The organism is Faecalibacterium sp. IP-3-29, from assembly GCF_023347335.1.
Classification (GTDB): domain Bacteria; phylum Bacillota; class Clostridia; order Oscillospirales; family Ruminococcaceae; genus Faecalibacterium; species Faecalibacterium duncaniae.
Map to the genome: position 1 here is coordinate 2,803,083 of NZ_CP094471.1, position 22,819 is coordinate 2,825,901.

23 protein-coding genes and 2 tRNA genes are annotated in these 22,819 nt (G+C 61.3%); 15 read left to right on the top strand and 10 right to left on the bottom strand.

The window, feature by feature from the left end:
- Positions 1–96: 96 nt before the first annotated feature.
- From MTP40_RS13435 to MTP40_RS13450, 4 genes are all read right to left on the bottom strand, one after another.
- A tRNA-Thr gene (locus MTP40_RS13435) sits at positions 97–172 on the bottom strand.
- A 195-nt stretch (positions 173–367) separates the two neighbouring features.
- Positions 368–1,243, bottom strand: coding sequence for a patatin family protein (locus MTP40_RS13440; protein WP_442900432.1), 876 nt, complete (start codon positions 1,241–1,243; stop codon positions 368–370).
- Between the two features lie 212 nt (positions 1,244–1,455).
- Positions 1,456–1,529, bottom strand: a tRNA-Ile gene (locus tag MTP40_RS13445).
- 74 nt (positions 1,530–1,603) lie between these two features.
- Entirely contained in the window at positions 1,604–2,023 is a 420-nt protein-coding gene (locus tag MTP40_RS13450) for a hypothetical protein (RefSeq protein WP_005934560.1), read from the bottom strand.
- A gap of 109 nt (positions 2,024–2,132) precedes the next feature.
- Between MTP40_RS13450 and MTP40_RS13455 the strand changes: the two genes are divergently transcribed.
- The 6 genes from MTP40_RS13455 (at position 2,133) to MTP40_RS13480 (ending at position 7,525) form a co-directional block, all read left to right on the top strand.
- A complete protein-coding gene (locus MTP40_RS13455; RefSeq protein ID WP_005934562.1) occupies positions 2,133–2,630 on the top strand; it encodes a hypothetical protein in 498 nt (165 codons plus the stop codon).
- Complete coding sequence (locus MTP40_RS13460; RefSeq protein WP_249259530.1) at positions 2,627–3,904, top strand: glycoside hydrolase family 10 protein; 1,278 nt, start codon at positions 2,627–2,629, stop codon at positions 3,902–3,904. Before MTP40_RS13455 ends, MTP40_RS13460 begins: the two co-directional genes overlap by 4 nt.
- 102 nt (positions 3,905–4,006) lie before the next feature.
- Positions 4,007–4,540, top strand: coding sequence for a hypothetical protein (locus tag MTP40_RS13465; RefSeq protein ID WP_249259531.1), 534 nt, complete (start codon positions 4,007–4,009; stop codon positions 4,538–4,540).
- 1 nt (position 4,541) lies between these two features.
- A complete protein-coding gene (locus MTP40_RS13470) occupies positions 4,542–5,471 on the top strand; it encodes a DMT family transporter (protein WP_249259532.1) in 930 nt (309 codons plus the stop codon).
- Positions 5,447–6,001 (top strand): M48 family metallopeptidase, encoded by a 555-nt coding sequence (locus tag MTP40_RS13475; RefSeq protein ID WP_249259533.1) that lies wholly within the window; start codon positions 5,447–5,449, stop codon positions 5,999–6,001. Before MTP40_RS13470 ends, MTP40_RS13475 begins: the two co-directional genes overlap by 25 nt.
- A 36-nt stretch (positions 6,002–6,037) precedes the next feature.
- A complete protein-coding gene (locus tag MTP40_RS13480; protein WP_249259534.1) occupies positions 6,038–7,525 on the top strand; it encodes a lipopolysaccharide biosynthesis protein in 1,488 nt (495 codons plus the stop codon).
- 65 nt (positions 7,526–7,590) lie between these two features.
- On the opposite strand, the gene MTP40_RS13485 is transcribed toward MTP40_RS13480, so the two are convergent.
- Together MTP40_RS13485 and MTP40_RS13490 are read right to left on the bottom strand one after the other, a co-directional pair.
- A complete protein-coding gene (locus MTP40_RS13485) occupies positions 7,591–10,020 on the bottom strand; it encodes a homocysteine S-methyltransferase family protein (RefSeq protein ID WP_207685036.1) in 2,430 nt (809 codons plus the stop codon).
- Positions 10,007–10,696 (bottom strand): vitamin B12 dependent-methionine synthase activation domain-containing protein, encoded by a 690-nt coding sequence (locus MTP40_RS13490; protein WP_207685035.1) that lies wholly within the window; start codon positions 10,694–10,696, stop codon positions 10,007–10,009. Before MTP40_RS13490 ends, MTP40_RS13485 begins: the two co-directional genes overlap by 14 nt.
- A 152-nt stretch (positions 10,697–10,848) precedes the next feature.
- On the opposite strand from MTP40_RS13490, the gene MTP40_RS13495 reads away from it, so the two are divergent.
- The 3 genes from MTP40_RS13495 to MTP40_RS13505 all read left to right on the top strand — a co-directional run bounded on the left by MTP40_RS13495 (position 10,849) and on the right by MTP40_RS13505 (position 13,173).
- On the top strand, positions 10,849–11,154 hold the full coding sequence (locus tag MTP40_RS13495; protein ID WP_249259535.1) for a type II toxin-antitoxin system RelB/DinJ family antitoxin: 306 nt from the start codon (positions 10,849–10,851) through the stop codon (positions 11,152–11,154).
- A complete protein-coding gene (locus MTP40_RS13500) occupies positions 11,151–11,471 on the top strand; it encodes a type II toxin-antitoxin system RelE/ParE family toxin (RefSeq protein ID WP_215696971.1) in 321 nt (106 codons plus the stop codon). Before MTP40_RS13495 ends, MTP40_RS13500 begins: the two co-directional genes overlap by 4 nt.
- Positions 11,472–11,883: 412 nt before the next feature.
- Entirely contained in the window at positions 11,884–13,173 is a 1,290-nt protein-coding gene (locus MTP40_RS13505; RefSeq protein WP_249259536.1) for an O-acetylhomoserine aminocarboxypropyltransferase/cysteine synthase family protein, read from the top strand.
- A gap of 119 nt (positions 13,174–13,292) precedes the next feature.
- Here the strand turns inward: MTP40_RS13505 and MTP40_RS13510 are convergent, their stop codons facing one another.
- A complete protein-coding gene (locus tag MTP40_RS13510) occupies positions 13,293–14,219 on the bottom strand; it encodes an alpha/beta fold hydrolase (RefSeq protein ID WP_249257580.1) in 927 nt (308 codons plus the stop codon).
- 21 nt (positions 14,220–14,240) lie between these two features.
- A complete protein-coding gene (locus MTP40_RS13515; RefSeq protein ID WP_097771333.1) occupies positions 14,241–14,498 on the bottom strand; it encodes an AbrB/MazE/SpoVT family DNA-binding domain-containing protein in 258 nt (85 codons plus the stop codon).
- A 302-nt stretch (positions 14,499–14,800) separates the two neighbouring features.
- Here MTP40_RS13515 and gltX point away from each other — a divergent pair, with 302 nt between their 5' ends.
- The 6 genes from gltX to MTP40_RS13545 all read left to right on the top strand — a co-directional run bounded on the left by gltX (position 14,801) and on the right by MTP40_RS13545 (position 20,428).
- Positions 14,801–16,270, top strand: a complete 1,470-nt coding sequence (gene gltX / locus MTP40_RS13520) for a glutamate--tRNA ligase (RefSeq protein WP_098924215.1) — start codon at positions 14,801–14,803, stop codon at positions 16,268–16,270.
- A 44-nt stretch (positions 16,271–16,314) separates the two neighbouring features.
- Positions 16,315–16,587: a hypothetical protein gene (locus tag MTP40_RS13525; RefSeq protein ID WP_097771335.1), complete on the top strand. Its 273-nt coding sequence runs from the start codon at positions 16,315–16,317 to the stop codon at positions 16,585–16,587.
- A complete protein-coding gene (locus MTP40_RS13530; protein WP_097771336.1) occupies positions 16,571–16,849 on the top strand; it encodes a DUF4160 domain-containing protein in 279 nt (92 codons plus the stop codon). Before MTP40_RS13525 ends, MTP40_RS13530 begins: the two co-directional genes overlap by 17 nt.
- Positions 16,850–16,968: 119 nt before the next feature.
- Entirely contained in the window at positions 16,969–19,251 is a 2,283-nt protein-coding gene (locus MTP40_RS13535; protein WP_249259537.1) for a SpoIIE family protein phosphatase, read from the top strand.
- Positions 19,252–19,306: 55 nt separating this feature from the next.
- On the top strand, positions 19,307–20,248 hold the full coding sequence (locus MTP40_RS13540) for a pectinesterase family protein (protein ID WP_249259538.1): 942 nt from the start codon (positions 19,307–19,309) through the stop codon (positions 20,246–20,248).
- A gap of 24 nt (positions 20,249–20,272) precedes the next feature.
- Positions 20,273–20,428 carry a hypothetical protein gene (locus tag MTP40_RS13545; RefSeq protein WP_166444380.1) on the top strand — a complete coding sequence of 52 codons (156 nt, stop codon included), beginning with the start codon at positions 20,273–20,275 and terminating at the stop codon, positions 20,426–20,428.
- Between the two features lie 49 nt (positions 20,429–20,477).
- On the opposite strand, the gene MTP40_RS13550 is transcribed toward MTP40_RS13545, so the two are convergent.
- Positions 20,478–21,989 carry a sensor histidine kinase gene (locus tag MTP40_RS13550; RefSeq protein WP_005934608.1) on the bottom strand — a complete coding sequence of 504 codons (1,512 nt, stop codon included), beginning with the start codon at positions 21,987–21,989 and terminating at the stop codon, positions 20,478–20,480.
- 18 nt (positions 21,990–22,007) lie between these two features.
- Positions 22,008–22,694 (bottom strand): response regulator transcription factor, encoded by a 687-nt coding sequence (locus MTP40_RS13555; protein ID WP_035394613.1) that lies wholly within the window; start codon positions 22,692–22,694, stop codon positions 22,008–22,010.
- Positions 22,695–22,819: the final 125 nt, after the last annotated feature.

Consider the following 22,819-nt stretch of genomic DNA (forward strand, 5'->3'; position numbering starts at 1 on the left):
CCCCTGACTGGGGCTGCCAGGCTTGCGCTGCTGCAGACGGCAGAGCGATGGATGCAAAAAACCGCCCTGACGGTTTCCCATCAAGGCGGTTTGAGCTGGAGCTGCTATCCAGATTCGAACTGGAGACCTCATCCTTACCAAGGATGCGCTCTACCAACTGAGCTATAGCAGCACAATCACAGCTCAATTATTTTACCACAAGAATTCTCTCTTTGCAAGTGTTTTTTGCAAAAAATCCGATTTTTCTGTTCCAAAGCAAAAAAGCCCAGAGCGATACCGCTCCAGGCTCCTTTGTCTGTATGTACATATCATATTATAATGTCCGGGGCGGTCCGGGGCGGATATTGTCAAGGGAAGTGAACGGGTTTCATCTCCAGGTGCCCACCGATTCATCTTGTTTGGTGTTTTGCATCCACCGCACCAGCGCTTCGGCGTCCTGTTTGCCTTTGGCGTACATTTTTTCAAGGCCGGCGCGGTTCTTGGTCAGGGTGGACATTCCCTCGGTGCTGTCCGGGGCGATGATGCAGACAAGGCCCTGTCGCTCCAACTCCCGCGCCCGCTGGACAGCCGTGTTGTACCGCCATGCCCGGCGGCGCAGCCCCTCGGCTGCAGCGGGGTAATGCGACTGCAGCAGGTGTGCCAGATGCTCGTCCAGGGCATCACTCCTCACCAGCCCCACGGGCTTGGTCAGGATGAGAGCCACCCGGTCGCAGCCGTGGGCAAAGGCCCATTCCAGCGGGACGGGGTCGGCCAGGCCGCCATCAAAATAAGGCACGCCATCGACGACGCAGGGCTGGTCGATGACCGGGATGCAGCAGGATGCCATGAGGATGCGGTAGTCGTCCGGGTGGAGGTCTGCCTTGGTGAAATACTGCGCCTCGCCGTTCTGTGCATTGGCGGCCACCACGCAGAGCTCTGCCGGGCTGCGGGCAAGCGCCGCGTAATCCAGCGGATTCTCGCCGCCTGCATTGCTGAGGGTGCCGTAGACATAGCCCAGATCGAGATAGGAGTGCTTGTGGATGAGGTTGTGCACGCTCATGTACTCCCTGCGGAAGGAGTATTCATCGTAAAAGGGCTTGTTCCGCCCATGCTGGCCTGCCAGATAGGACGCCATATTGGCGCTGCCCGCCGAAACGCCGATGCAGAGATCGAAGCGGAGGTCCTCCTCCAGGCAGCGGTCCAGCACGCCAGCGCCGTAAATGCCCCGCAGGCCGCCACCCACATCGATGACACCGTATTTCATGGTCTGTTCCTCCATCGTTTCATTCCATTTCCCTCCCAGTATAACGGGACGGCGGGAAATACTCATTGAGCAAACGGCGGGATCTGATGCAATTTGCGGCAGAAAGCAGGATCTGCCGCAATGGGGGCAAACAAAAACGGCCAGATGAGCAAAGAACTGTACGAATGAGCAAAAAAGAAGCACGAAGGCCGAAACCTTCGTGCTTTTTTGCATGGGCCAGCCAGGACTTGAACCCGGGACCAAGCGGTTATGAGCCGCCAGCTCTGACCAACTGAGCTACTAGCCCCCATTGCCCGGTTTGCCGGGCGCACAAGTAAGTATAACAAAAAACGCGCGAAATGAAAAGCGTTTCGGGCAAAATTATTTTGTGCGGTGGGCTTCCAGCTTCTGCTGCATGAACTTGTCCAGCATTTCCTGCGGAAAAAGCGGCTCCTTGTAGCCAAAGGCCTCCCGGATGAAGATCAGGGTAGCGATGGTCTGCCGCCCGGGGTCAAGCCGGAGGGTATACAGGGTGTCCAGCGGCTGCTGGGTAGGCTGGTGCAGGGTCAGATGGAGCAGGAAACCGCCATCGTTCTCACGGCGGCACTCGTAGGCGAACTCGTCGTCCGGGCTGTGCTGGTCCAGCCGGTCGAAGCAGTCGTCCAGCGGCAGGTCGGTGCGGAATTCGGAAAGGCCGCTGGGGCCATACTGGCTGCGGCGGGCGTTTTCCCGCCGGGTGAGCAGAAAAACGATGCAGCCCAGGGCGGCCGCCAGCAGGATGAGTGAGAATACAACGTTCATGGGTCCCTCCGCAGATTTTGAATCATGTTTTCCTTATTGTAACACAACCTGCGGAAAATTGTGTTATAATATTTGAAACAATCCAAATTTTTGCTGGAGGACTTCCCCTATGAAGCTCAAATTCACCCATAAGACCTGGTATTTCTTCCTGCTGTGCGCGGCAGCGGCATCCATGCTCAACGGCTTTGCCGTGCTGGGCGGCATGGATTTTTCTTTTCTGGAGATGGTCGCGTTCTGCATCACCGGCATCACCATCCTGTTTCTGGCCGCTGAAAAGGGCTCTGACCCCAAGGACAAGCGCAGCTATTTCCTGATTTTTGTCCTGCTCATGCTCAGCTATGTGCTGAACGGCTGGGCAGCCTACTTATTCTCCGCACTGGTCTGGCCCGCCCTGCTGGCACTGGAATACCAGAAGGGCAGGCCCATCCAGCGCCAGCTGCAGCTGGTGGGTGCCGCTGAGGCGTTCCACCTGCTCTTTGTCCTGCTCACGGTCTACGGCGGCATGGCAGGCCTGAGCTTCTGGGCCAATCTGCTCTGGGTGCTGCTGGCCTGCGCCCGGGGCTGGGCGGCACTGAGCCTGTACAAGATGCAGGAGGAAGACGCATGACCCAGCGGCGGCGGAACCGGCACCGCAAGCGCCGGGTTGGCCGCCGCGCCTTCCTGATCGGACTGGGCGGGTCTGTATCTGCCGCCCTGACGTATTATCTGCTGCGTTCTATCCCGGCAGGAAACAACGCGGAGCCTGTGCCATCGCCACAGACTGCCCCCAACCCCGCCCTGCCCAGCGGCGAGTGGCGGGCGGTGTGGGTGAGCTATCTCGAATTTGCAGAGATGGACTTTTCCTCAGAAAGCGCGTTCCGGGCCGATGCCGCCGCGCTGATGGACAACTGCCTGTCCCTTGGGCTGAACACCGTCATTGCGCAGGTGCGGCCCTTCGGAGATGCGCTTTACCGGAGCAGCCTCTTCCCGTGGAGCCACCTGTGCACCGGCGTGCAGGGGCAGGACCCGGGCTTTGACCCGCTGGACGTGCTGCTGACCGAGGCCCACGCCCGGGGGCTATCGCTGGAGGCCTGGGTCAATCCCTACCGGCTCAGGAGCTCGGCTTCCATGCCCCCTGCTATTGCAGAGAACAGCCTGCTGAACGCCCACCCGGAGTGGGTCTGCACCGTGAACGAGGGGGCCTACCTGAATCCCGCCATTCCGGAGGCTGCCGACTATGTGGTGCAGGGCGTGGCAGAGCTGGTACAGAATTACGCCGTGGACGGCATCCACTTTGACGACTACTTCTACCCCACCACCGATCCTTCCATTGACGCGGCGCAGTTTGCAGCCAGTGGGGAAGCTGACCTGACCGCATGGCGGCGTGCCAATGTGACCCGGCTGGTCAAAGCCGCCCACGATGCCGTCAAGGCTGCCGACCCGACCCTGCGGTTTGGGGTCAGTCCCCAGGGCAACCCGGACAACGACCGGAACGAGCAGTACACCGATCTCTCCGTCTGGCTGACGGCCTCCGGTGCAGATGCCGTTGTGGATTACCTCTGCCCCCAGATCTACTGGGGCTACGGCTATACCCTCTCCTCCGGCAGCACCCGCTTTGCCTTTGAGAACATCACCGCCGAGTGGCTGGCCCTGCCCCGGGCAGAGAGCACGGCCCTCTATTTCGGGCTGGGAGCCTACCGGGTCGGCGTGGGAGACGGCGGAGCCAACGCCGACAGCGTCAGTCAGTGGTGCACCGGCAGCGCGCTGGCCCGGCAGGTGACCGACCTGCGCAGCGCCGGTGCCGGGGGCTGGGCGCTCTACCGCTATGGTTCCCTGTTCCGCTCCGACGAAAGCGGCCTTGCCGCCGCCGAACGTGCCGCTCTGACGGCATTGGACGGCTAAGACACAGAAAATCCCTTGTAAGCAGGAAAAAAATGCGGTATACTATGGTATCATGCAAAAATATCGCATTTTTTCACCTGCTGTTTTTGAGGATAGAAAAACATGAGTAAAACAAAACGAATCCTTGCCTTTGCGCTGGCAGCTGTGCTGGCCGTTGTCGTCCTGAGCGGCTGCAAGAGCATTGCCCAAAAGGTGTTCGGATCTTCCAACGAGGTGCAGGAGGATGACACCACCCAGTGGGCCGTGCTCAACTCTGACCCGCTGATGATCGATGGCATTGCCGATACCACGGCCAAATACGCCACAGCCCGGGCCAACGGGGCGCTGAACATCGTGTTCAACGGCATCTGGAGCCGCCAGACTGAATACTTCACCGTGCCCAGCGGCCTGCTGAGCATTTACGGCTGCGGCACCACCGACGGCGGTGCCCAGAAGTTCAAGGTCTCTCTCTGGAAAAAGGTGGACGGCGGCGCGCAGTATGTGGACAACACCACCTTCTATTTCACCGCCGACGGCCAGAACTACCACTGCGACATCGACAACCTTGACCCCAACGCAAGCTACCGCGTTACCATTTCCTACGATTCCAGCCGTTACTACCTCTACGGTCTGATGAAAGTGGAGGGCATCGGCTAAGATGAACACACAAACAAAACACTCTCTCATGCTGATGCTCTGCGCCTTTATCTGGGGCACGGCGTTCGTGGCCCAGAGCGCAGGCTCCGGCATGGGGGCTTATTCCTTTCTGGCCGGGCGCAGCTGGCTGGCGGTGCTGGTGCTGCTGCCCACCGTCCGCGCCTTTGATGCCCTCCACCGCAGGCACGGCGCAGCCTATGGCTGGCCCAAAGCCCCTGCCGACCGCAGGCTTCTGCTGACGGCGGGGCTTTGCTGCGGCACCCTGCTGTTTGCGGCCTCCGCTGCCCAGCAGATCGGCATCACGCTCAACCCTTCCACGGCCAAGGCTGGTTTCCTGACCGCCATGTATGTGGTGCTGGTGCCGGTGTTCGGGCTGTTTCTGGGGCGGCGGGGCAATGCCCGGCTCTGGCTGAGCATGGTCATCGCCGTGGGCGGGCTCTACCTGCTCTGCATGAAAAACGGCTTTGGCGGCATTGAGGCCAGCGATTGGATCCTGCTTTCCTGCGCCGTGCTGTTCAGCTTTCAGATCATGACGGTGGACCACTTTGCCCCGCAGGTGGACGGTGTCCGCCTGAGCCTGCTGCAGTTCTTTGTGGTGGCTGTGGAGAGCACCGCTGCCGCCCTCCTGTTCGAGAACCCCACCCTGGCCGAGTTCGGGGCCAACTGGCTCCCGCTGGCCTACTGCGGCGTGATGTCCAGCGGCGTGGCCTATACCCTGCAGATCCTGGGCCAGCGGGACGTAAACCCCGCCATTGCAAGCCTTATCATGTGTCTGGAAAGCGTGTTCAGCGCGCTGGGCGGCTGGCTGCTGCTCCACCAGAGCCTTTCCATGCGGGAAATCTTTGGCTGTACCCTCATCTTTGCAGCGGTGGTCCTGGCCCAGCTGCCCGTGGAGGACTGGCTGAAATGCCGCAGCGCAAGCCGGAAGTGACCCGGCGCACCGCCGCAGACATTCCCTATGAGCTGACCCGCAAAAAGGTCAAGCGGCTCAACCTGCACATCCGGCGGGACGGCACCGTGGCCGTGAGCATCCCGTGGTCCTACACGGTGGGCTTTGCCGATGCCTTTGTGACAGAGCAGGCCCAGTGGATCCGGGAGGCGGTCTCCCGCCAGCTGCGGCGGAACGCCCGGAATGACCAGCCCCTGCCCTCCCAGGCGGAGGCACTGGCCTGTTTTACTGCCATGAGCGATAAGGTCTACCCGGCCTTTGCCGGGGTGCTGGGCGGGCAGAAACCCACCATCAGGGTGCGGGACATGACCAGCAGGTGGGGTGTGTGCTACATGAAACGGCGGCAGATCACCTTTGCATTGCAGCTCTACAATATGCCGCCCGCCGCGCAGATCTATGTGGTGGTGCACGAGTACTGCCACTTCCTGCAGCCCAACCACAGCCCGGCCTTCTGGGCCGAGGTGGAAAAGCTGCTGCCAGACTGGAAAGAACGGCGGGCTTTATTGAAATAAACCTCGTGATAAAAATCAACAGGAGGGGTTCGACCCTTGGAAAGTGAAAAAAAGACCTCCGGCGGCGACAAATATTCAAAGCTGGCCGGAAACACCATTATCTTTGCCATTTCGAGCTTTTCGTCTAAGCTGCTGACCCTTTTGGTGCAGCCGTTCCTGACCTACGCCATGGCCGAGATCGCCGATCTGGGTCTGGCGAAGATCCTGAGCCAGTACGCAAACCTGCTCATCCCCTTTGTCTCGATGGGCATGTCCAACGCCATCATCCGCTTTGGCCTGGACAAGGGCAACAGCGAAAAGCAGGTGTTCACCAACGGCCTGCTGACCATTCTGGGGGGCTTCGGCATCCTGATCCTCTGCTGGCCTGTGGCGCAGTTCCTGCCCGATATGGCACAGTACGGTTTCCTCATCTACATCTACGTCCTGATGAGCTGCCTGCGCACCCTCTGCACCCAGTTCGTGCGCAGCCGCCAGTGGAACAAGCTGGTGGCCGTGGACGGCATCCTGTGCACCTTTGCCACCCTGATGTTCTATGTGCTCTACCTTGTAGGCTTCCACTGGGGTGCCAACGGCTATCTGCTGGCCATCATCAGCGGTGACCTGGTCAGCGTGCTCTTCCTCTGCATCACCGGCAGGCTGTGGAACTATGTGGAGCTCAAGGGTCTGAACCGGGATCTCTGGCAGCAGATGCTCCGCTTTTCCCTGCCCATGATCCCGGCCCAGATCAGCTTCTGGGTCATCAACGCATCGGACCTGTTCTTCGTGCGCGAGATGTGCGGCGGGCTGGACGGCCACAGCGGCGACGCTTGGAGCGGCCTGCTTTCCACCGGCTACTTCCTGCCCACCATCCTGACCACGCTGGGCCTGATCTTCTACGATGCCTGGCAGCTCTCCGCCGTGACCGAGGAGGAGGGCCGTGCCCGGTTCTTTACCAAGATCTTCCGCACCTATTCCTCGGTGCTGTTCTGCTGTGCGGCAGGCATCATCTGGCTCTGCCGCCCGGTCATGCATGTGATGAAGTCCAACTACTACTACGCCTGGCACTTTGTGCCCTTCCTTACGCTGGCTTCCACCTGCAGCTGCTTCAACCAGTTCCTCAACAGCGCATACGTTGTCAACAAAAAGTCCACCCACAGCCTGTGGACCATGCTGGCCGGTGCTGTGAGCAACTGCATTATGAACTACTTCTTCATCAAGTGGTGGGGGCCCATCGGCGCAACGGTGGCTTCCTTCTTCGGTCTGGGCATCGTGTTCGTGCTGCGCGCGCTGGATGCCCACAACATGATCGGTATGTCCATCCACCCGGGCCGGGTGGCGCTGAACTTCGGCGTGCTGGCGGGCGAAGCCCTGCTCCTGCTGGCCGAGCCTCCGCTCTACGGCCTGTGGACAGGTCTCCTGACCGCCGCCATCATCCTGTTCAACTTTGCAGGTGTCTGGGCCATGGCCCGGATGCTCCTGCCCAAGCTTCTGGGCCGCCGGGGCAGGACTCTGGTGAGTACAGTAGACAACTGGATCAAAAAGTAAACCAAAAAACGACCCTCTCCGGGAATTGCAATGCGGAGAGGGTCGTTTTTTCTTAATATCCCAACTTATACGCCAAAGAACTCCTTGGCAATATCGGCACTCTGCTTGGCATCCTTGGCGTACCAGTCGGCACCGATCTTTTTTGCATATTCGGGGGTCAGCACAGCGCCGCCCACCATGATCTTACAGTCCAGCTTGGCATCGTGCAGGGCCCGGATGGTCTCCTCCATGCTCTTGAGGGTGGTGGTCATCAGGGCGGAAAGCCCCACCAGATGCACATCCTTCTCCCGGACGGTGTTCACGACCGTTTCCACCGGCACGTCACGGCCCAGGTCAATGACCTCAAAGCCATAATTCTCCAGGATGACCCGGACGATGTTCTTGCCGATGTCGTGGACATCGCCCTTGACGGTGGCAATGACGATGCGTCCCTTGCTGGCGCTGCCCTCGCCCTTTTTGGCAATGGCGGTCTTGATCTCCTCAAAAGCCCCCTGCGCGGCGGTGGCCGCCTGCAGCAGCTGCGGCAGGAAGAGGGTTCCCTTTTCATACTTTGCACCCACGATATCCAGCGCCGGAATGAGGGCTTCGTCCACCAGCTCCAGCGGCTCCTTTTCCTCCAGCAGCGCCCGGGTGCGGGCAGCTGCCTCGCCCTTCAGACCCTTTTCCACCGCCTTCATCAAGGGGGCATAGGGGCCGGCGGCCTCCGGTGTTTCGCCTGCTGCCGGGGCGGTCTGGGCATTCTGCACGGCCTGCGCCAGTGCGGCAGAGGCGGGCACCCGGTTGGCATACCGCTCAATGTACTTCGTGCTCTGCCTGTCCCGGTTGGTCAGAACGTTGTAAGCATAGACCGCCGCCATCATCTCCTCGCTGGAGGGGTTCATAATGGCAAGGTCAAGCCCGGCATACATGGCCATGGTAAGGAAGGTGGTGTTCAGGTAGGAGCGACAGGGCAGACCAAAGCTGATGTTGGACACGCCCAGAATGGTGCGCACCCCCAGCTCCTCCTTGCAGGCGTGAAGGGCCTGCACCGTGGCAAGCACATCCTCCTGCTGGGCGCTGGCCGTCAGGGTCAGGCAGTCGATATAGATGTCCTCCTGCGGGATACCTGCCGCCAGTGCCGCGTCCCGGATGCGGCGGGCAATGGCCACGCGGTCCTCGGCTTTGGGCAGGATGCCCCGCTCGTCAATGGCAAGGCCGACCACCGCCGCGCCGTACTTTTTGCACAGGGGCAGAATGGTGTTCAGCTTTTCCGCCTCGCCGTTCACCGAGTTGACGATGGGCTTGCCGTTGTAGACCCGCAGGCCACGTTCCAGCGCCTCGGCATGGGAGGAATCCAGCTGCAACGGCAGGCTGACCACGCTCTGCAGCGCCTTGACCACCTGCTCCATCAGGGCAGGCTCATCCACACCGGGCGCACCCACGTTCACATCCAGGATCTGGGCCCCGGCCTCGGTCTGGCTCACGGCCTGTTCCAGCACATAGTTCATATCCCCTTCCCGCAGGGCCTGCTGGAACCGCTTTTTGCCGGTGGGATTGATGCGCTCACCCACCACCGTGATGCCGTCCACATCCACGCAGTCCATGGGGCTGCACACCACCGACTTCATGGGGTGATCAGGGCGGCCCGGCCTGCAATCGGCAAACACGCCGTTCAGCAGCTGGATAAACTCCGGGGTGGTGCCGCAGCATCCGCCTGCAGCAAACAGGCCCAGCTCCCGGTAGGGCTTCATCTGCATGGCGTAGAGCTGCGGGGTGATATCGTAGCCCGAGCCATCGGCGCGGGGCAGGCCTGCGTTGGGCTTGACGAACACCGGGAAGCTGCCGGGCAGGGCCTCGGTCAGCCGCTTTGCCATGGGGAAGATCTCCTTGGGGCCAAGAGAGCAGTTGATGCCCACGGCATCGGCCCCCAAACCCCGGGCGGTGGCGGCAAAGCTCTCGACCGTACAGCCGGTAAAGGTGCGGCCGCCCGCTTCAAAGCTCATGCTGGCCAGCACGGGCAGGCTGCTGTTCTCCTTGACGGCCAGCAGGGCGGCCTTCAGCTCATACAGATCGGTAAAGGTCTCAAGGAACACGAGGTCAGCCCCGGCGGCCACGCCTGCCCGGACGATGCGGCCATACTCTGCCACGGCATCCTCAAACGCAAGGGTGCCGTTGGGTTCCAGCAGCTCCCCCAGCGGGCCCACATCCAGCGCAGCCAATGCACCGTAAGGGGCACAGGCCCGTTTGCAGTTGGCAATACCCGCCGCAATGATCTCCTCCAGCGTGTACTCGCTGCCCGCCAGCTTGTGGGCGGAAGCGCCAAAGGTATTGGCATTGATGATGCGGCTGCCTGCGGCGGCGTACCGGGCATGGATGCTCTCGATGAGCGCCGGGTCGGTGATGTTCAGCTCCTCGGGGCGGGCCCCCAGTTTCAGGCCCGCAGCCTGCAGCATGGTGCCCATGCCGCCATCCAGCAGGATGGTATTGGGCCGGTCAAACAGTTCATTCGCTTGCACAGGTGATCCCCCTCTTTCTATATTCGCACCGGGTGCGGAGCACGCAGTGCCCGCACCCCGCCAGATGACCCCGGACCGGGTGATCACTGACCCCCAGAATGGCCGTGATGCTCTTGCGGGGGGTCATCAGGTTGTTTTCCGTGACACAGAGTCCGGCGCGGCGGGCGGTGTCCAGCGCTGCCGCCAACAGCGGCTGCACGGCAAGGGGCCAGTCCCCGTAGCCCGGGGAATAGCGCCCCGTCAGATACTTGCCCTGCCGGGCAGCCCATTGGCGCAGCTCAGCCTCAGCGGCCTCCGCAGTCTGTTCGGCCAGCGCGGAGCCCAGCGCATCCGATGCCACACCGGCGGCGATATCGCCCACACCGGCACGGCGGATCTGGGCATCCACACCGGGGCCAAGCGTCACGGCCAGCAGCAGGGCGGCGGTGCAGCCTTCCAGATGCTTTGCCACATCTTCCCCCGCCAGAATGCCCGCCGCTGTCAGGCTGTCGGGGTCGGCCTCCAGCCAGACTGCCCGGGGCGTGGCTGCCGCCAGCAGCGGCACGGCGCATTTTTCCAGCAGCGCCTGGGTGGCCGCGTCCGCGCCGCCCCGGGCCCCGAAATACCGCGCCGCCTGTGCAAGGTCGATGCCCTCCGGCTTTTCCAGCCGCAGCGGCATACTTGGCCCAATGCTCATCTGCCCGCCCTCCTTTACAAGAATAAAGAATAGACTTAGTATACAGCATCCCCGTTTTCCCGTCAACGCAAAACACCGCATTTATTTTTGCTTGCAACTGATTGCATTCGCAAGCAATCTGCGTTATACTGTAAAAAAGGAGTGTGATCGTTATGGCTAACACCGCCGCCGTCTATGCCCGCATTGATACCAACCTGAAAGAAAGCGCCGAGGATATCCTTGCTCAACTGGGCATTACCCCATCCAGCGCCATCCAGATGCTTTACCGCCAGATCGTCCTGACCCGGGGGCTCCCGCTCGATCTACATCTTCCCCCTGCCACCCCCACTGCTGTGGGTGGCATGAGCCGTACCGAGTTGGATACCGAGCTGCAAAAGGGAGTCGCCTCTCTGCAAAATAGCAAAAGTTTTTCTGCCGATGAAGTCGATGCCGCATTGTATCAGGAGTTTGGAATATGAGCAGCGCTTATACGGTCCGCTACGCACCGCAGGCGTTGGACGACCTGCGGGATCTCTACTCCTATGTCGCATTTTCGCTCAAAGAGCCAGCTACCGCCCAAAAACTGGTCAACCGCATCCGCAAGGCTGCTCGCTCACTGGATGCCCTGCCCGGGCGGTACCCTGTTGTGGACTGGGAACCGTGGCAGAGCATGGGGATGCACAGGTTTACCGTGGAGAATTTTCTGCTGTTCTACCTGATCGATCAAAGCACCCGTACCGTAACTCTCGTTCGTATTGTTTATGGTGGGCGGGATCTTCAAAACCTCGCAAAATAGACCCCTGCGGAAAATTTCCAACTTTTTTGCAATAAACCTATTGACAATCTGGGTAAATGGGGATATAATCCAGACAATAAATCCACCAACCTAGTGGGAAATTGAAGTCAAGTTCCCCAGGGTCGTAGAGGATTGGGAAAATCGTTGAAAGGAGGGCACAAAAATGACGCTGATCTGGAAAAACCTGCTCCACGCGAACTTCCGTTGTGGGCGAATGTACACCACCCGGGTAGAATATGGGACCGAGCGCTGTGCATTGCCCTCTGCAGACCGAATGTGTGTGCGAATGTGATGGAAAAGCTGCCAAAGCGCTAAACCCGAATTTTGCCCGGTGCACTGAAATGGTGTCAGTGACCGGGATTTTTTATGCGTCAGAATTATACTTTAAGTACAGATAGAGAGGTTAATTACTATGTCTAACTATAAATTTGAGACCCTGCAGCTTCACGTTGGCCAGGAGCAGGCCGATCCCGCAACCGATTCCCGCGCCGTGCCCATCTACCAGACCACTTCCTATGTGTTCCGCAACAGCCAGCACGCCGCTGACCGTTTCGGTCTGGCCGATGCTGGCAACATCTACGGCCGCCTGACCAACTCCACGCAGGATGTGTTCGAGAAGCGCATCGCTGCTTTGGAGGGCGGCGTGGCTGCTCTGGCCACTGCTTCCGGTGCTGCCGCCATCACTTACACCATCGAGGCGCTGGCACAGGCCGGTGACCACATCGTGGCACAAAAGACCATCTACGGCGGCAGCTACAACCTGCTGGAGCGCACCCTGACCCAGTTCGGCGTGACTACCACCTTTGTCAACGCTCACGATCTGGCCGAAGTGGAGAACGCCATCCAGCCCAACACCAAGGCCGTCTATCTGGAGACGCTGGGCAACCCCAACAGCGATATCCCCGACATTGATGCCATTGCCGCCATTGCCCACAAGCACGGCCTGCCGCTGGTCATCGACAACACCTTCGGCACCCCGTACCTGATCCGCCCCATCGAGCACGGCGCAGACATCGTGGTCCACTCTGCCACCAAGTTCATCGGCGGCCACGGCACCACCCTGGGCGGCATCATCGTGGACAGCGGCAAATTTGACTGGAAGGCCAGCGGCAAGTTCGGCAATATCGCCGCTCCCAACCCCAGCTACCACGGTGTTTCCTTCGCCGATGCCGCAGGTCCTGCCGCCTTCGTTACCTACATCCGCGCCATCCTGCTGCGCGATACCGGTGCCACCATCTCCCCGTTCAATGCATTCCTGCTGCTGCAGGGCACCGAGACCCTGAGCCTGCGCATCGAGCGCCATGTGGAGAACACCAAGAAGGTGGTCGAATTCCTGGCAAACCATCCTCAGGTGGAGAAGGTCAACCACCCCTCTCTGCCCGATCACCCGGATCACGCCCTGTACGAGAAGTATTTCCCCAACGGCGGCGCATCCATCTTCACCTTCAACATCAAGGGCGGCCGCGAAGAAGCCTTCAAGTTCATTGACAACCTGAAGATCTTCTCCCTGCTGGCAAACGTTGCAGACGTGAAGAGCCTGGTCATCCACCCGGCCTCCACCACCCACAGCCAGCTGAACGATCAGGAGCTGGCCGAGCAGCAGATCTATCAGAACACCATCCGCCTGTCCATCGGCACCGAGCACATTGATGACATCATCGCCGATCTGGAGGCAGGCTTCGCAGCCGTCCGCGGCGAATAATCCCCCTGCCCCCCATGCTCTGACAAAAACTCTCCTCCATTCTCCTTTTTGATCGTGTGTGCAAAGAACCGCCGCCCGAAATTTCCGGGCGGCGGTTCTGTTTTTGTGTGTTCGTGTTTTTACAGCCGGCGTTCCAGCCAGTCACCAATGTCAGCAAAGACCTCTTCGCGGTTCAGCTCCACCAGCAGCTCATGCCGGGCGCTGGGGTACAGCTTGACCTCGATGTTCTTCACACCGGCATCCAGCAGGCTCTTGACCGCCCGCTTCACGCCTGCGCCCTGTTCGCCCACCGGGTCGGCATCGCCTGCCAGGAACAGCAGGGGCAGATCCTTGGGCACCCGGGCCAGAAGAGCCGGGTCGTACAGCCGCAGGATGCCGCTGAACATGCTGTAATAGGCGTTCAGGGTAAAGATAAAGGTACAGCGCTCGTCGGCGCGGTAGCGGTCCACCTCCACCGGGTCACGGTTGAGCCAGTCGTGGGCTGTGCGGCCCTCCAACCCCTTGTTGTACCCCAAAAACGAAAGTCTGGCCACCAGTTTGCTGCGGTAGTGCCAGCCATGGAACACGGCCAGCACCCGGCAGATGGTCCTGGCCAGCTGCACCAGCGCTTTGGGCTGGTAGCCGGTGCCCATGATGATGGCACCGTCCAGCTTATCGCCCCACTCACAGAGGTACTGCCGCGCGTAGAACGAGCCCATGCTGTGGCCCAGCAGGAAATAGGGCACGCCGGGATACAGCTGCTTTGTCAGGGTCGTCACAGCGTGCAGATCCTCCAGCAGGGCGCGGTTGCCGTCGGGTTCGCCGAAGTAGCCATAATCCTCTTTGGTGCGGATGGACCCGCCGTGGCCCAGGTGGTCGTTGCCGGTGACAAGGATGCCCCGGGCGGCCAGGTTCTCGGCCAGCGGCTTATAGCGGTCGATGAACTCCACCATCCCGTGGGAGAGCTGCAGCACCGCCCGCACCTCTCCCTCCGGCACACAGCGGAACGCGTGGAGCGTCCGCCCCGGCTGGCAGGACGGCAGGGTAAAGTCGATCATCTGGCTCATGGGCTGCCCTCCTTCTCCGCTTTATTTTTTCATGCTGCCGATCTTCTTGCGGCAGGAGGTGCAGATGCAGTAGCCTGCATACTGGATGGCATTATCGTCCACCTCGCCGCAGAAATCGCAGCTGCCGGTGGGGCGGTATTTTTTGAGGATGATCTCATCGCCCTCCACAAAGATCTCCAGCTTGGCATCGTTGTCCAGCTTCATGCTGGTGCGCAGCTCCTTGGGCAGGACGATACGGCCCAGGCCGTCAACGCCGCGGACGATTCCGGTACTCTTCATAGTTTTTTCTTCTCCTTTGTCATTTACACCTCAGACAGCCATTTTCCAATTTTCTCCCGGCCCTGATCTCTCCTTCAGAGCCTTCAAAGGAAAATTGTGCCATCTCTCCCACTCAGTATACAAAATTTCCAATCATTCGTCAATGATTGCGCGCGGTTTCGACAAAAAGATTTTTCTTTTGCTTCCAAACGCCCATTCTGCCAAATCTGCGGCCGATTCGTTGACAAAACAGCGCACAGCGATTAAACTAAAAGGTAGCTATCCGCAATTTTTTGCCTGTAAATATAAAGGAGCGTTTTTTTATGCCGAGCAATAAAGTCCGCACCCGTTTTGCCCCCTCGCCCACTGGCTACATGCACGTTGGCAACCTGCGCACCGCGCTGTACACCTACCTGATGGCCAAGCACGAGGACGGCACCTTCATCCTGCGCATTGAGGACACCGACCAGGGCCGTTACGTTGAGGGCGCTGTGGATGTCATCTACAACACCCTGCGGGAGACCGGCCTGCTGTGGGACGAGGGCCCGGACATCGGCGGCCCTGTGGGCCCCTACGTTCAGAGCGAGCGGATGGGCATGTTCAAGCAGTATGCCGAGCAGCTGGTGGCAGAAGGCAAGGCCTACTACTGCTTCTGCACCGAGGAGCGGCTGGAGGCACTGCACGCCGAGCAGCGCGCCAACGGTGAGATGACCCACTACGACGGCTGCTGCCGCGACCTGCCCGAGGAGGAGGTCAAGCAGCGTCTGGCTGCAGGTGAGCCCTACGTCATCCGCCAGAAGATCCCCAAGGAGGGCGTGACCGGCTTTGACGATGTGGTCTACGGCCACATCGAGGTCGAGAACAGCGAGATGGACGACCAGATCCTCATCAAGACCGACGGAATGCCCACCTACAACTTTGCAAATGTTGTGGACGACCACCTGATGGGCATCACCCATGTCATCCGCGGCAGCGAGTATCTGTCCTCCACCCCCAAGTACAACCTGCTGTATCAGGCCTTTGGCTGGGAGATCCCCACCTATATCCACTGCCCACCCGTGATGAAGGACGCGCAGAACAAGCTGTCCAAGCGCAACGGTGATGCCAGCTATCAGGATCTGGTGGCCAAGGGCTACCTGAGCGAGGCCGTGATGAACTACATCTGCCTGCTGGGCTGGAGCCCCAAGGGCGAGTACGCCGAGCAGGAGATCTTCAGCCTGGAAGAGCTCATCAAGATCTGGAGCCCGGACGGCATCTCCAAGTCCCCCGCCATCTTCGACCCCCTCAAGCTGCGGGCCATCAACGCGGAGTATATCCGCCGCCTGAGCCCCGAGGAGTTCCAGAAGAAGGCCGAACCCTGGATCGATCAAGCCGTGCACACCCCCATCGACAAGAAGCTGCTCTGTGCCAACCTGCAGCCCCGCTGTGAGGTGCTGGGCGAGATCCCCGAGCAGCTGGACTTCTTTGACGCAATGCCCGACTACGATGTGAGCCTGTACACCAACAAGAAGCAAAAGACCACCCCGGAGACCGCCCGGGAGGCACTGGAAGCCCTGCTGCCTCTGCTGAGCGACGAGAGCCTGGACTTCTCTGACCGCGACACCGTGTTCAACGCCTGCAAGGCCAAGGCCGAAGAGCTGGGCAAGAAGAACGGCTGGCTGCTCTACCCGCTGGGCATTGCCCTTTCCGGCAAGCAGCGCACCCCCGGCGGCGGCACCGACCTTGCCTGCATGATGGGCCGCGAGACGACCCTTGCCCGTGTCAAGGCTGCCATTGAGAAGCTGAACGGGTGATCTTCCTTCCCCCTTTTCGCAATCATATCCACGGAGGTGTTTTTATGATGTACCCATTTATGACACTGGACGACAACACCGAGATCGTGCATTCCGAGATGCAGCCAGACCACCGTGTAAAGGTCTACATCGAAAAGCCCGACGAGAAGGATTGTTTCCACTCTGCGGTCTGCTATCTGCCGGATTATACCTGGGAGGATGTCAGCGGCTTCACCCCTGCTGAGATCGACCGCTACCAGAAGTTCCTGGAATCCACTGCACATCTGATCCTGCAGTTTTCCCAGGAAGGAGGGGTGGAAAATGCCGCAGGTTTTTAAGATCGGCTCCTACTGGGTCTACTTCTGGGCCAACGAAAATGATCCGCTGGAACCCATTCATGTTCATGTTTCACAGGGTGCTCCCAGCAGCAACGCGACCAAGATCTGGATCACCCGGGCCGGGAAATGCTATCTGTGCCACAACAATTCCAACATTCCGCCCCGTGTTCTGCGAAACATCATGGCCATCATCGAAGCTCGAAGCGATGAAGTGATTGCCAAATGGATGAATTTCTTTGGTGAAGTGCGCTATTTCTGCTGATTTGAGCCGCTTCCCCGCATGACCCCATAAAACGCCGCGCGCCCGCGCTACAGTATATGCAAAGGGCGCGGGAAACAGAACATTGCAAAAGATCCCCGCCGGAAAGCGGGGATTTTTTCATGCCGGAAACCACAAAACTCCACCCGAAGCAGCCTGTTGCCGCCGCGTTGGCCTCCCGGGCGGCGGTACGCCCGGCCCTGCGGCAGGGCGGGTCCTTTGCGCTGGGGCTTGCCGGGGGCTGGGCCGTTCTCTACGGGGCCCTGCTCCCCTTTGGGCTGGGGCTGACATTGGGCCTGCCTGCGGACTGCTTTGCCGCCTGCGCAGCCGGAGCTGCGCTGAGCATCCTGTTCCACGGGTTCGGGGCGTTTTCACTGGACAGCCTCTGCCTGCTCTGCGCTGTGGGGGCGGCCGTGGCCGCCCGATGGCTCTGGCCCGGCAGGCTCCGCCCGGCATTTCTGGCCGGGTGCGGGGCGCTGGTGCTGGGAGGTGTCTGCTTTGCGCTGGGGCCCGGCGGGGCAGGCTTCACGCTGGTGTTCTTCTGCGGGGCAGATGCCCTGCTGGCGGGCGGCTTCGGCTATGCGCTGCAGCGCTTCCCACCCGAAAAGCCCGGCTTTGGCACCCTGCTGGTCGCTTCTGCCGTGGCGGCGGCGCTGGGCGGGCTGCGCTTCGGCCCCCTCTGCCTTGGGGTAGCGGCCTGCGCCATGGTGGATGCCGCCCTCTGCTGCCGCGGGCAGGAAAAGCCCGCGCTGGCCTTTGCTGCCTTCACCGGGGCCGCGCTCTGCGCCGCAGACCCTTCCCTTGCCCCGGCAGCGGTGGGGCTCTGCTGCGGCACGGCGGCAGCGGTCCTGCTGGTCCCCGGGCGGCGGGCTGAGACCCTTGCCGCCTGTGCGGGCGGGTGTGTGCTGGGGGTACTCTGTGTTCCCGCCCCCGGCACGGCCCTGCCCCTGCTCCTCAGCGCCGGGCTGGGTTTTGCGGCCCCCGCCTTTTTCCCAAAACACTGGCTGACACCGGTGCCGGAAGCCCCCGCGCCGCCCGAGGAGCCGCCCCGGCTTTCTGCCGCCGCCACCCGGCTGGAAGCAGTGGCCGAGAGCCTTTCCTCGCTGGCCGAGACGGTGAACGCTGTGTACGATGCGTTTCCCCGCCGGTGCGACACCTTCCGCTGGGTCATCGACAACACCCACGACAGCCTGTGCTTCAACTGCGGGCGGCGGGAGACCTGCTGGAAGCAGGAATACACCGCCACGCTGGAGGGAATGAACGCCCTGCGCCCCATTCTGGAACAGCAGGGACACCTGCAGGCCAGCGACCTGCCCGGCCAGCTGTCCAGATGCATCCATCCGGCGGCGCTCTGCGCGGCAGCAAACCGCTCCTTTGCGCTCTACCGGAGCCGGAAGGAGGCCCATGTCCACGCTGAGGCCATGCGCACCGCCCTGACCGAACAATACAGCGCCATGGCCGATGCCCTGAGCGTGCTCAGTGAGCAGCTGGGCCGCCCCGGGAACCCGGAGCCTTACAAATCCGGGCGGGTGGCGGCGTTTTTTGCCAGCCTGGGCACGCCGCCGCTGGAATGCGCTGTCACGCTGGACGACCTGGGCCGGGCACGGGCGGCGGTCACCCTGCCCCGCACCCGCTTCTCTTCCCCCGAGCTGGCCGCGCTGGCGCAGGAGACCGGGCGCATCTGCCGCCGGGACTTCGACCCGCCGCAGGTGCTCTCCTGCAAAGGGATGACCACCCTGCTCTTCTGCGAAAAGCCCGCCCTCCGGGCCGTGTTCGGAACTGCGGGCACAGCGGCAAAGGGCACTGTCTCCGGGGATGCGGTCCAGCAGTTCTGCAGCCCGGCCGCTGCCCAGATGATCCTGTGTGACGGCATGGGCACAGGCCGCCCGGCCGCCGTGGATGGCAGCCTTGCCGCCGAGCTCACTGCCCGCCTGCTGAAAGCCGGTTTCACCGCTGAGCTGGCGGCGCGGCTGGTCAATGTGGCGCTGGCCCTGAAAAGCGATGAGGAGAGCGGGGCCACCCTCGACCTGATCAGCGTAGATCTTTACACCGGCACGGCACGGATCTTCAAGGCCGGGGCCGCCCCGGGCTTTCTGGTGCACGGGGGCCGCGCCCGTCCGGTGGGCGATATCAGCCTGCCCATCGGCATTCTGGGCGGCGTGAACGGCCAGAGCCGGGTGGTGCATCTCGCCGCCGGGGACTATGCCGTACTGGTCTCGGACGGTCTGCTGGTGGACGGCCCCGGCTGGGTGGCCAAGCAGCTGGAACTCTCCGCCGCCGCAGGCGACCCGCCCGAAAAGGTGGCCCGGATCCTTGTGGAGACCGCCCGCGCCCGCGCCGAACAGACCGGCCGACCCGATGATATCACCGCCGCCGTGCTCCGGTTAGAGCCCTGCGGACATTGAAAATTTCACAAAAGGGGCATATAATAGCCTTATCTTTTCCAAGGGAGGACTGCCCATGTTAAAACTCACCGTTTCCCAGGATGGCAGCGGCGATTTTGCCAGCATCTCGGAGGCCGTGCTGGCGGTGCCCTACGAGCTGGAAGCAGAGATCTGCATCGGGCCCGGCATCTACCGGGAAAAGCTGGTCTGTGAAAAACGGGCGCTCACCCTGCGGGGCGCGGGAGCCGATGCCACCACCCTGATCTTTGGGGACGGCGGCAAGCTGCCCCACCCGGATGGGCGGCCCACCCACACCTTCCGCAGCTACACCGCTTTTTTCAGCGGCGGCAGCGTAACGGTGGAGGATCTGACCATTGCCAACGATGCCGGTCCGGGCAGTGCCGTGGGGCAGGCCATTGCCGCCTATGTGGATGCGGAAAAGGCCGTGTTCCGCCGGGTAAGGCTACTGGGCAACCAGGACACGCTCTTCTGCGCGCCCCTGCCCGAGGCTGAACGGGAGAAGGACGGTTTTCTGGGCCCCCGCAAGTTTGCGCCCCGCCGCCCCTCGGCGCAGTATTACCAGAGCTGCGAGATCGCGGGGGACATCGACTTCATCTTTGGCGGGGCCGATGCCCTGTTTGAGCAGTGCATCCTGCGCACGGTAGACAACCACCTTCCCCACAGCTACATCACCGCCCCTTCGGGCAGTGCCAACGGGCTGGGCTTCGTGTTCTGGGACTGCGATTTCGTCTCCGACTGCCCCGCCGGAACGGTCTATCTGGGCAGGCCCTGGCGGCCCACCGGCAAGACTGCCGTGCTGGACTGCCGCCTTGGAGCCCACATTGCGCCGGAGGGCTTTTCCGGCTGGAATGACCGTACGGACACCTGCCTTGCCCGCTTTACCGAGGCCGGAAGCAGCGGCCCGGGGGCACGCCAGCGCCCGGACTGGGTCGCAGCGCCCTCTACCGCCGATGCCGCTGCCCTGCTGACCCGGGCGCGGAAGCTCTGCCGCCCCTGAGATCAAAAACAAAGGAATACGAATATGAAAAAACTCCCCAACGCCGTAAAATGGCTCATTATCGTGGTGGTGCTGGCCCTGATGGGCTGGATGCTGGTCAAGGTGAACGACCGCGCCTCCCGCGTGAAGATGCCGGAACCGGACAACAGTCTGGGCATTTACCGGAAAGCAGATGCTTAAAAAGAGCGACCCTCTCCGTCATTGTTTCGGAATGACGGGGAGGGCCGCTTTATTTGGTATCTGTTGCAATAAACCAGAAGGTCGTGCCTTTGCCCAGCGTACTCTGCACGCCGAAGCGGAAGCCGTGCTGCTGGAAGATGGCCTTGGTGATGGAAAGCCCCAGGCCGGTGCCCTGCTTGCCCGCATCGGAGCGGGAGCGGTAATACCGGTCAAAGATATAGGGCAGATCCTCGGCACAGATGCCGGGGCCGTGGTCTTCGATCTCCACCCGGACTCCCTCGGGCACCTTAGAGGCCCGCAGGAGGAAGATGCCGTCCCCGCCGATGTGGTGCATGGCGTTGCCCAGCAGGTTGTGGAGGGCGCGCTGCATCATGTTGGGGTCGGCATAGACAGGCAGCTCTTCCTCCGGCAGTTCCAGCTTGAGCTGCCAGCCATTTTGGGCACAGACCGCGTCATAGCGCTCACTGACCTCATCGCAGAGCTGGCCCATATCAAAGTGGACCTTCTCGCACTTTTCCGCGCCGCTGGTCACCTTGCTCAGCTCCATAACACTGGAGACCAGCGCCGTCAGCCGGTCGGCCTCATCCACGATGATGTTCATCTGCTCGTCCCGGTGGGCCTTGTCGTCGCCGGTGATGTCCCGCACCGTCTCCGCATAGCCCTTGATGAGGGTCAGCGGGGTGCGCAGGTCGTGGGAGACATTCGCCAGCAGGTCGCGCTGCATCTGAGCCGCGTGCTGGACTTCCTTGGCCATGTGGTTGAACTCCTGCGCCAGGTCGCCCAGTTCGTCCCGGCGGTTGGTCTCCACCTGAACGGCGTAGTCGCCCTGTGCCACCTGCCGGGCCGCGCCCGAAAGCTGGCGCAGGGGCTTGGTGAACCACTCGCTGAACAGCCACGCCGCGCTCATGGAAAAGGCAAAGATCAGCGCCGCCGCCAGCGGCAGCACCGTGCTCATCACCTCGCCAGCCTCCGAGACATGCATCAGGCTGGTGGTCACCAGCACGGTATAGCTGCCGTCGGAGGTCGTTCTGCCCACCATCAGCTCCACCGTGCCCGAGGGCGTGGGCGGATTGATCTTCCGCACACAGCTGCCGGTCTCGCGGCAGAGCTGGCGCATGGCGCGGGCGGTGCTGTAAGAGGGCAGCTCGCTGTTTTCATCGGTGGGCCGGGTGCGGTGCAGGTTGCAGTAGGAGAGGTTCTCCACCTTGAAGATCTGCCGCAGCGTAACATCGGAGATATCCACGCAGAAGCTGCTCATGCCGCCGTTTTCGTAGATCTCGCTGCTGAGCTGGTTGAAAAACTGGCTGTTGACATAGAGCTGACTGCCGAACCCCCAATAAGAGAGGGTCTGGCCGTCGGCAATGGCATCGTCCAGCTTCTGCACGATGGCATCCGCCTGTTCGGTCAGCTGCTTCTGGATATGGGTGGTGTACAGGGGCTCCAGCAGCTGGGTGCACAAAAACCAGAACAGCACCAGCAGCAGCAGGCAGATGAAGCAGAGGAACCACATCAGCTGCCCGCGGATGCCCACGGTACGCCGCTTTTTTTCGGGTTGCCGCATCAACCGCAAACCTCCTGTTTAACGCGCTGCATCCGGGTCGAACTTATAGCCGATGCCCCATACGGTGGCAATATAGCCCCGGCATTTGCCCAGATGGCCGCGCAGCATCTTGACATGGGTATCCACGGTGCGGTCCTCGCCAAAATAGTCGTAGTTCCACACCTTCTGCAGGATCTTCTCCCGGCTCAGGGCAATGCCCTTGTTGGAGGCCAGGAACACCAGCAGGTCAAACTCCTTGGGGGTCAGGCTCACATCCTCGCCCGCCACCCGCACGGTGTGGCTGGCCGTGTCGATGGTCAGTTCGCCAAAGGTCATGGTGCCATCCGATGCCTCGGAGCGGGGCATGGTGCGGTTGAGCACCGCCTTGACACGGGCCACCAGCTCCCGCGGGGAGAAGGGCTTGACCACATAGTCATCCGCGCCGCCTTCCAGACCGGCCAGCTTGTCATATTCCTCGCCGCGCGCGGTCAGGATGATCACCGGCGTGTTGATGTGGCGGGCGCGCATCTCGCGCAGGCAGGTCATGCCGTCCATAAAGGGCATCATCACATCCAGGATCACCAGATCAAAGCCGCCGCCGCTCAGCAGCGAAAGGGCGGCAGAGCCGTCGCCCGCTTCCTCGCAGACATAGCCTGCATATTGTAAATGCTCCCGGATCAGTTCCCGGATGCGGGGTTCATCATCAACGATCAGTATCTTTGCCATCTGAGGTTTCCTCCTCGTTATCAAAATAGCTCCAGTTTCTAGGGGTATCATAATATAATTATTGGAAAATTTTGTGAAGTTTAAGTGAATGGTTTGGAAAACCGCCGCCCCATTTTTCTTAGTAT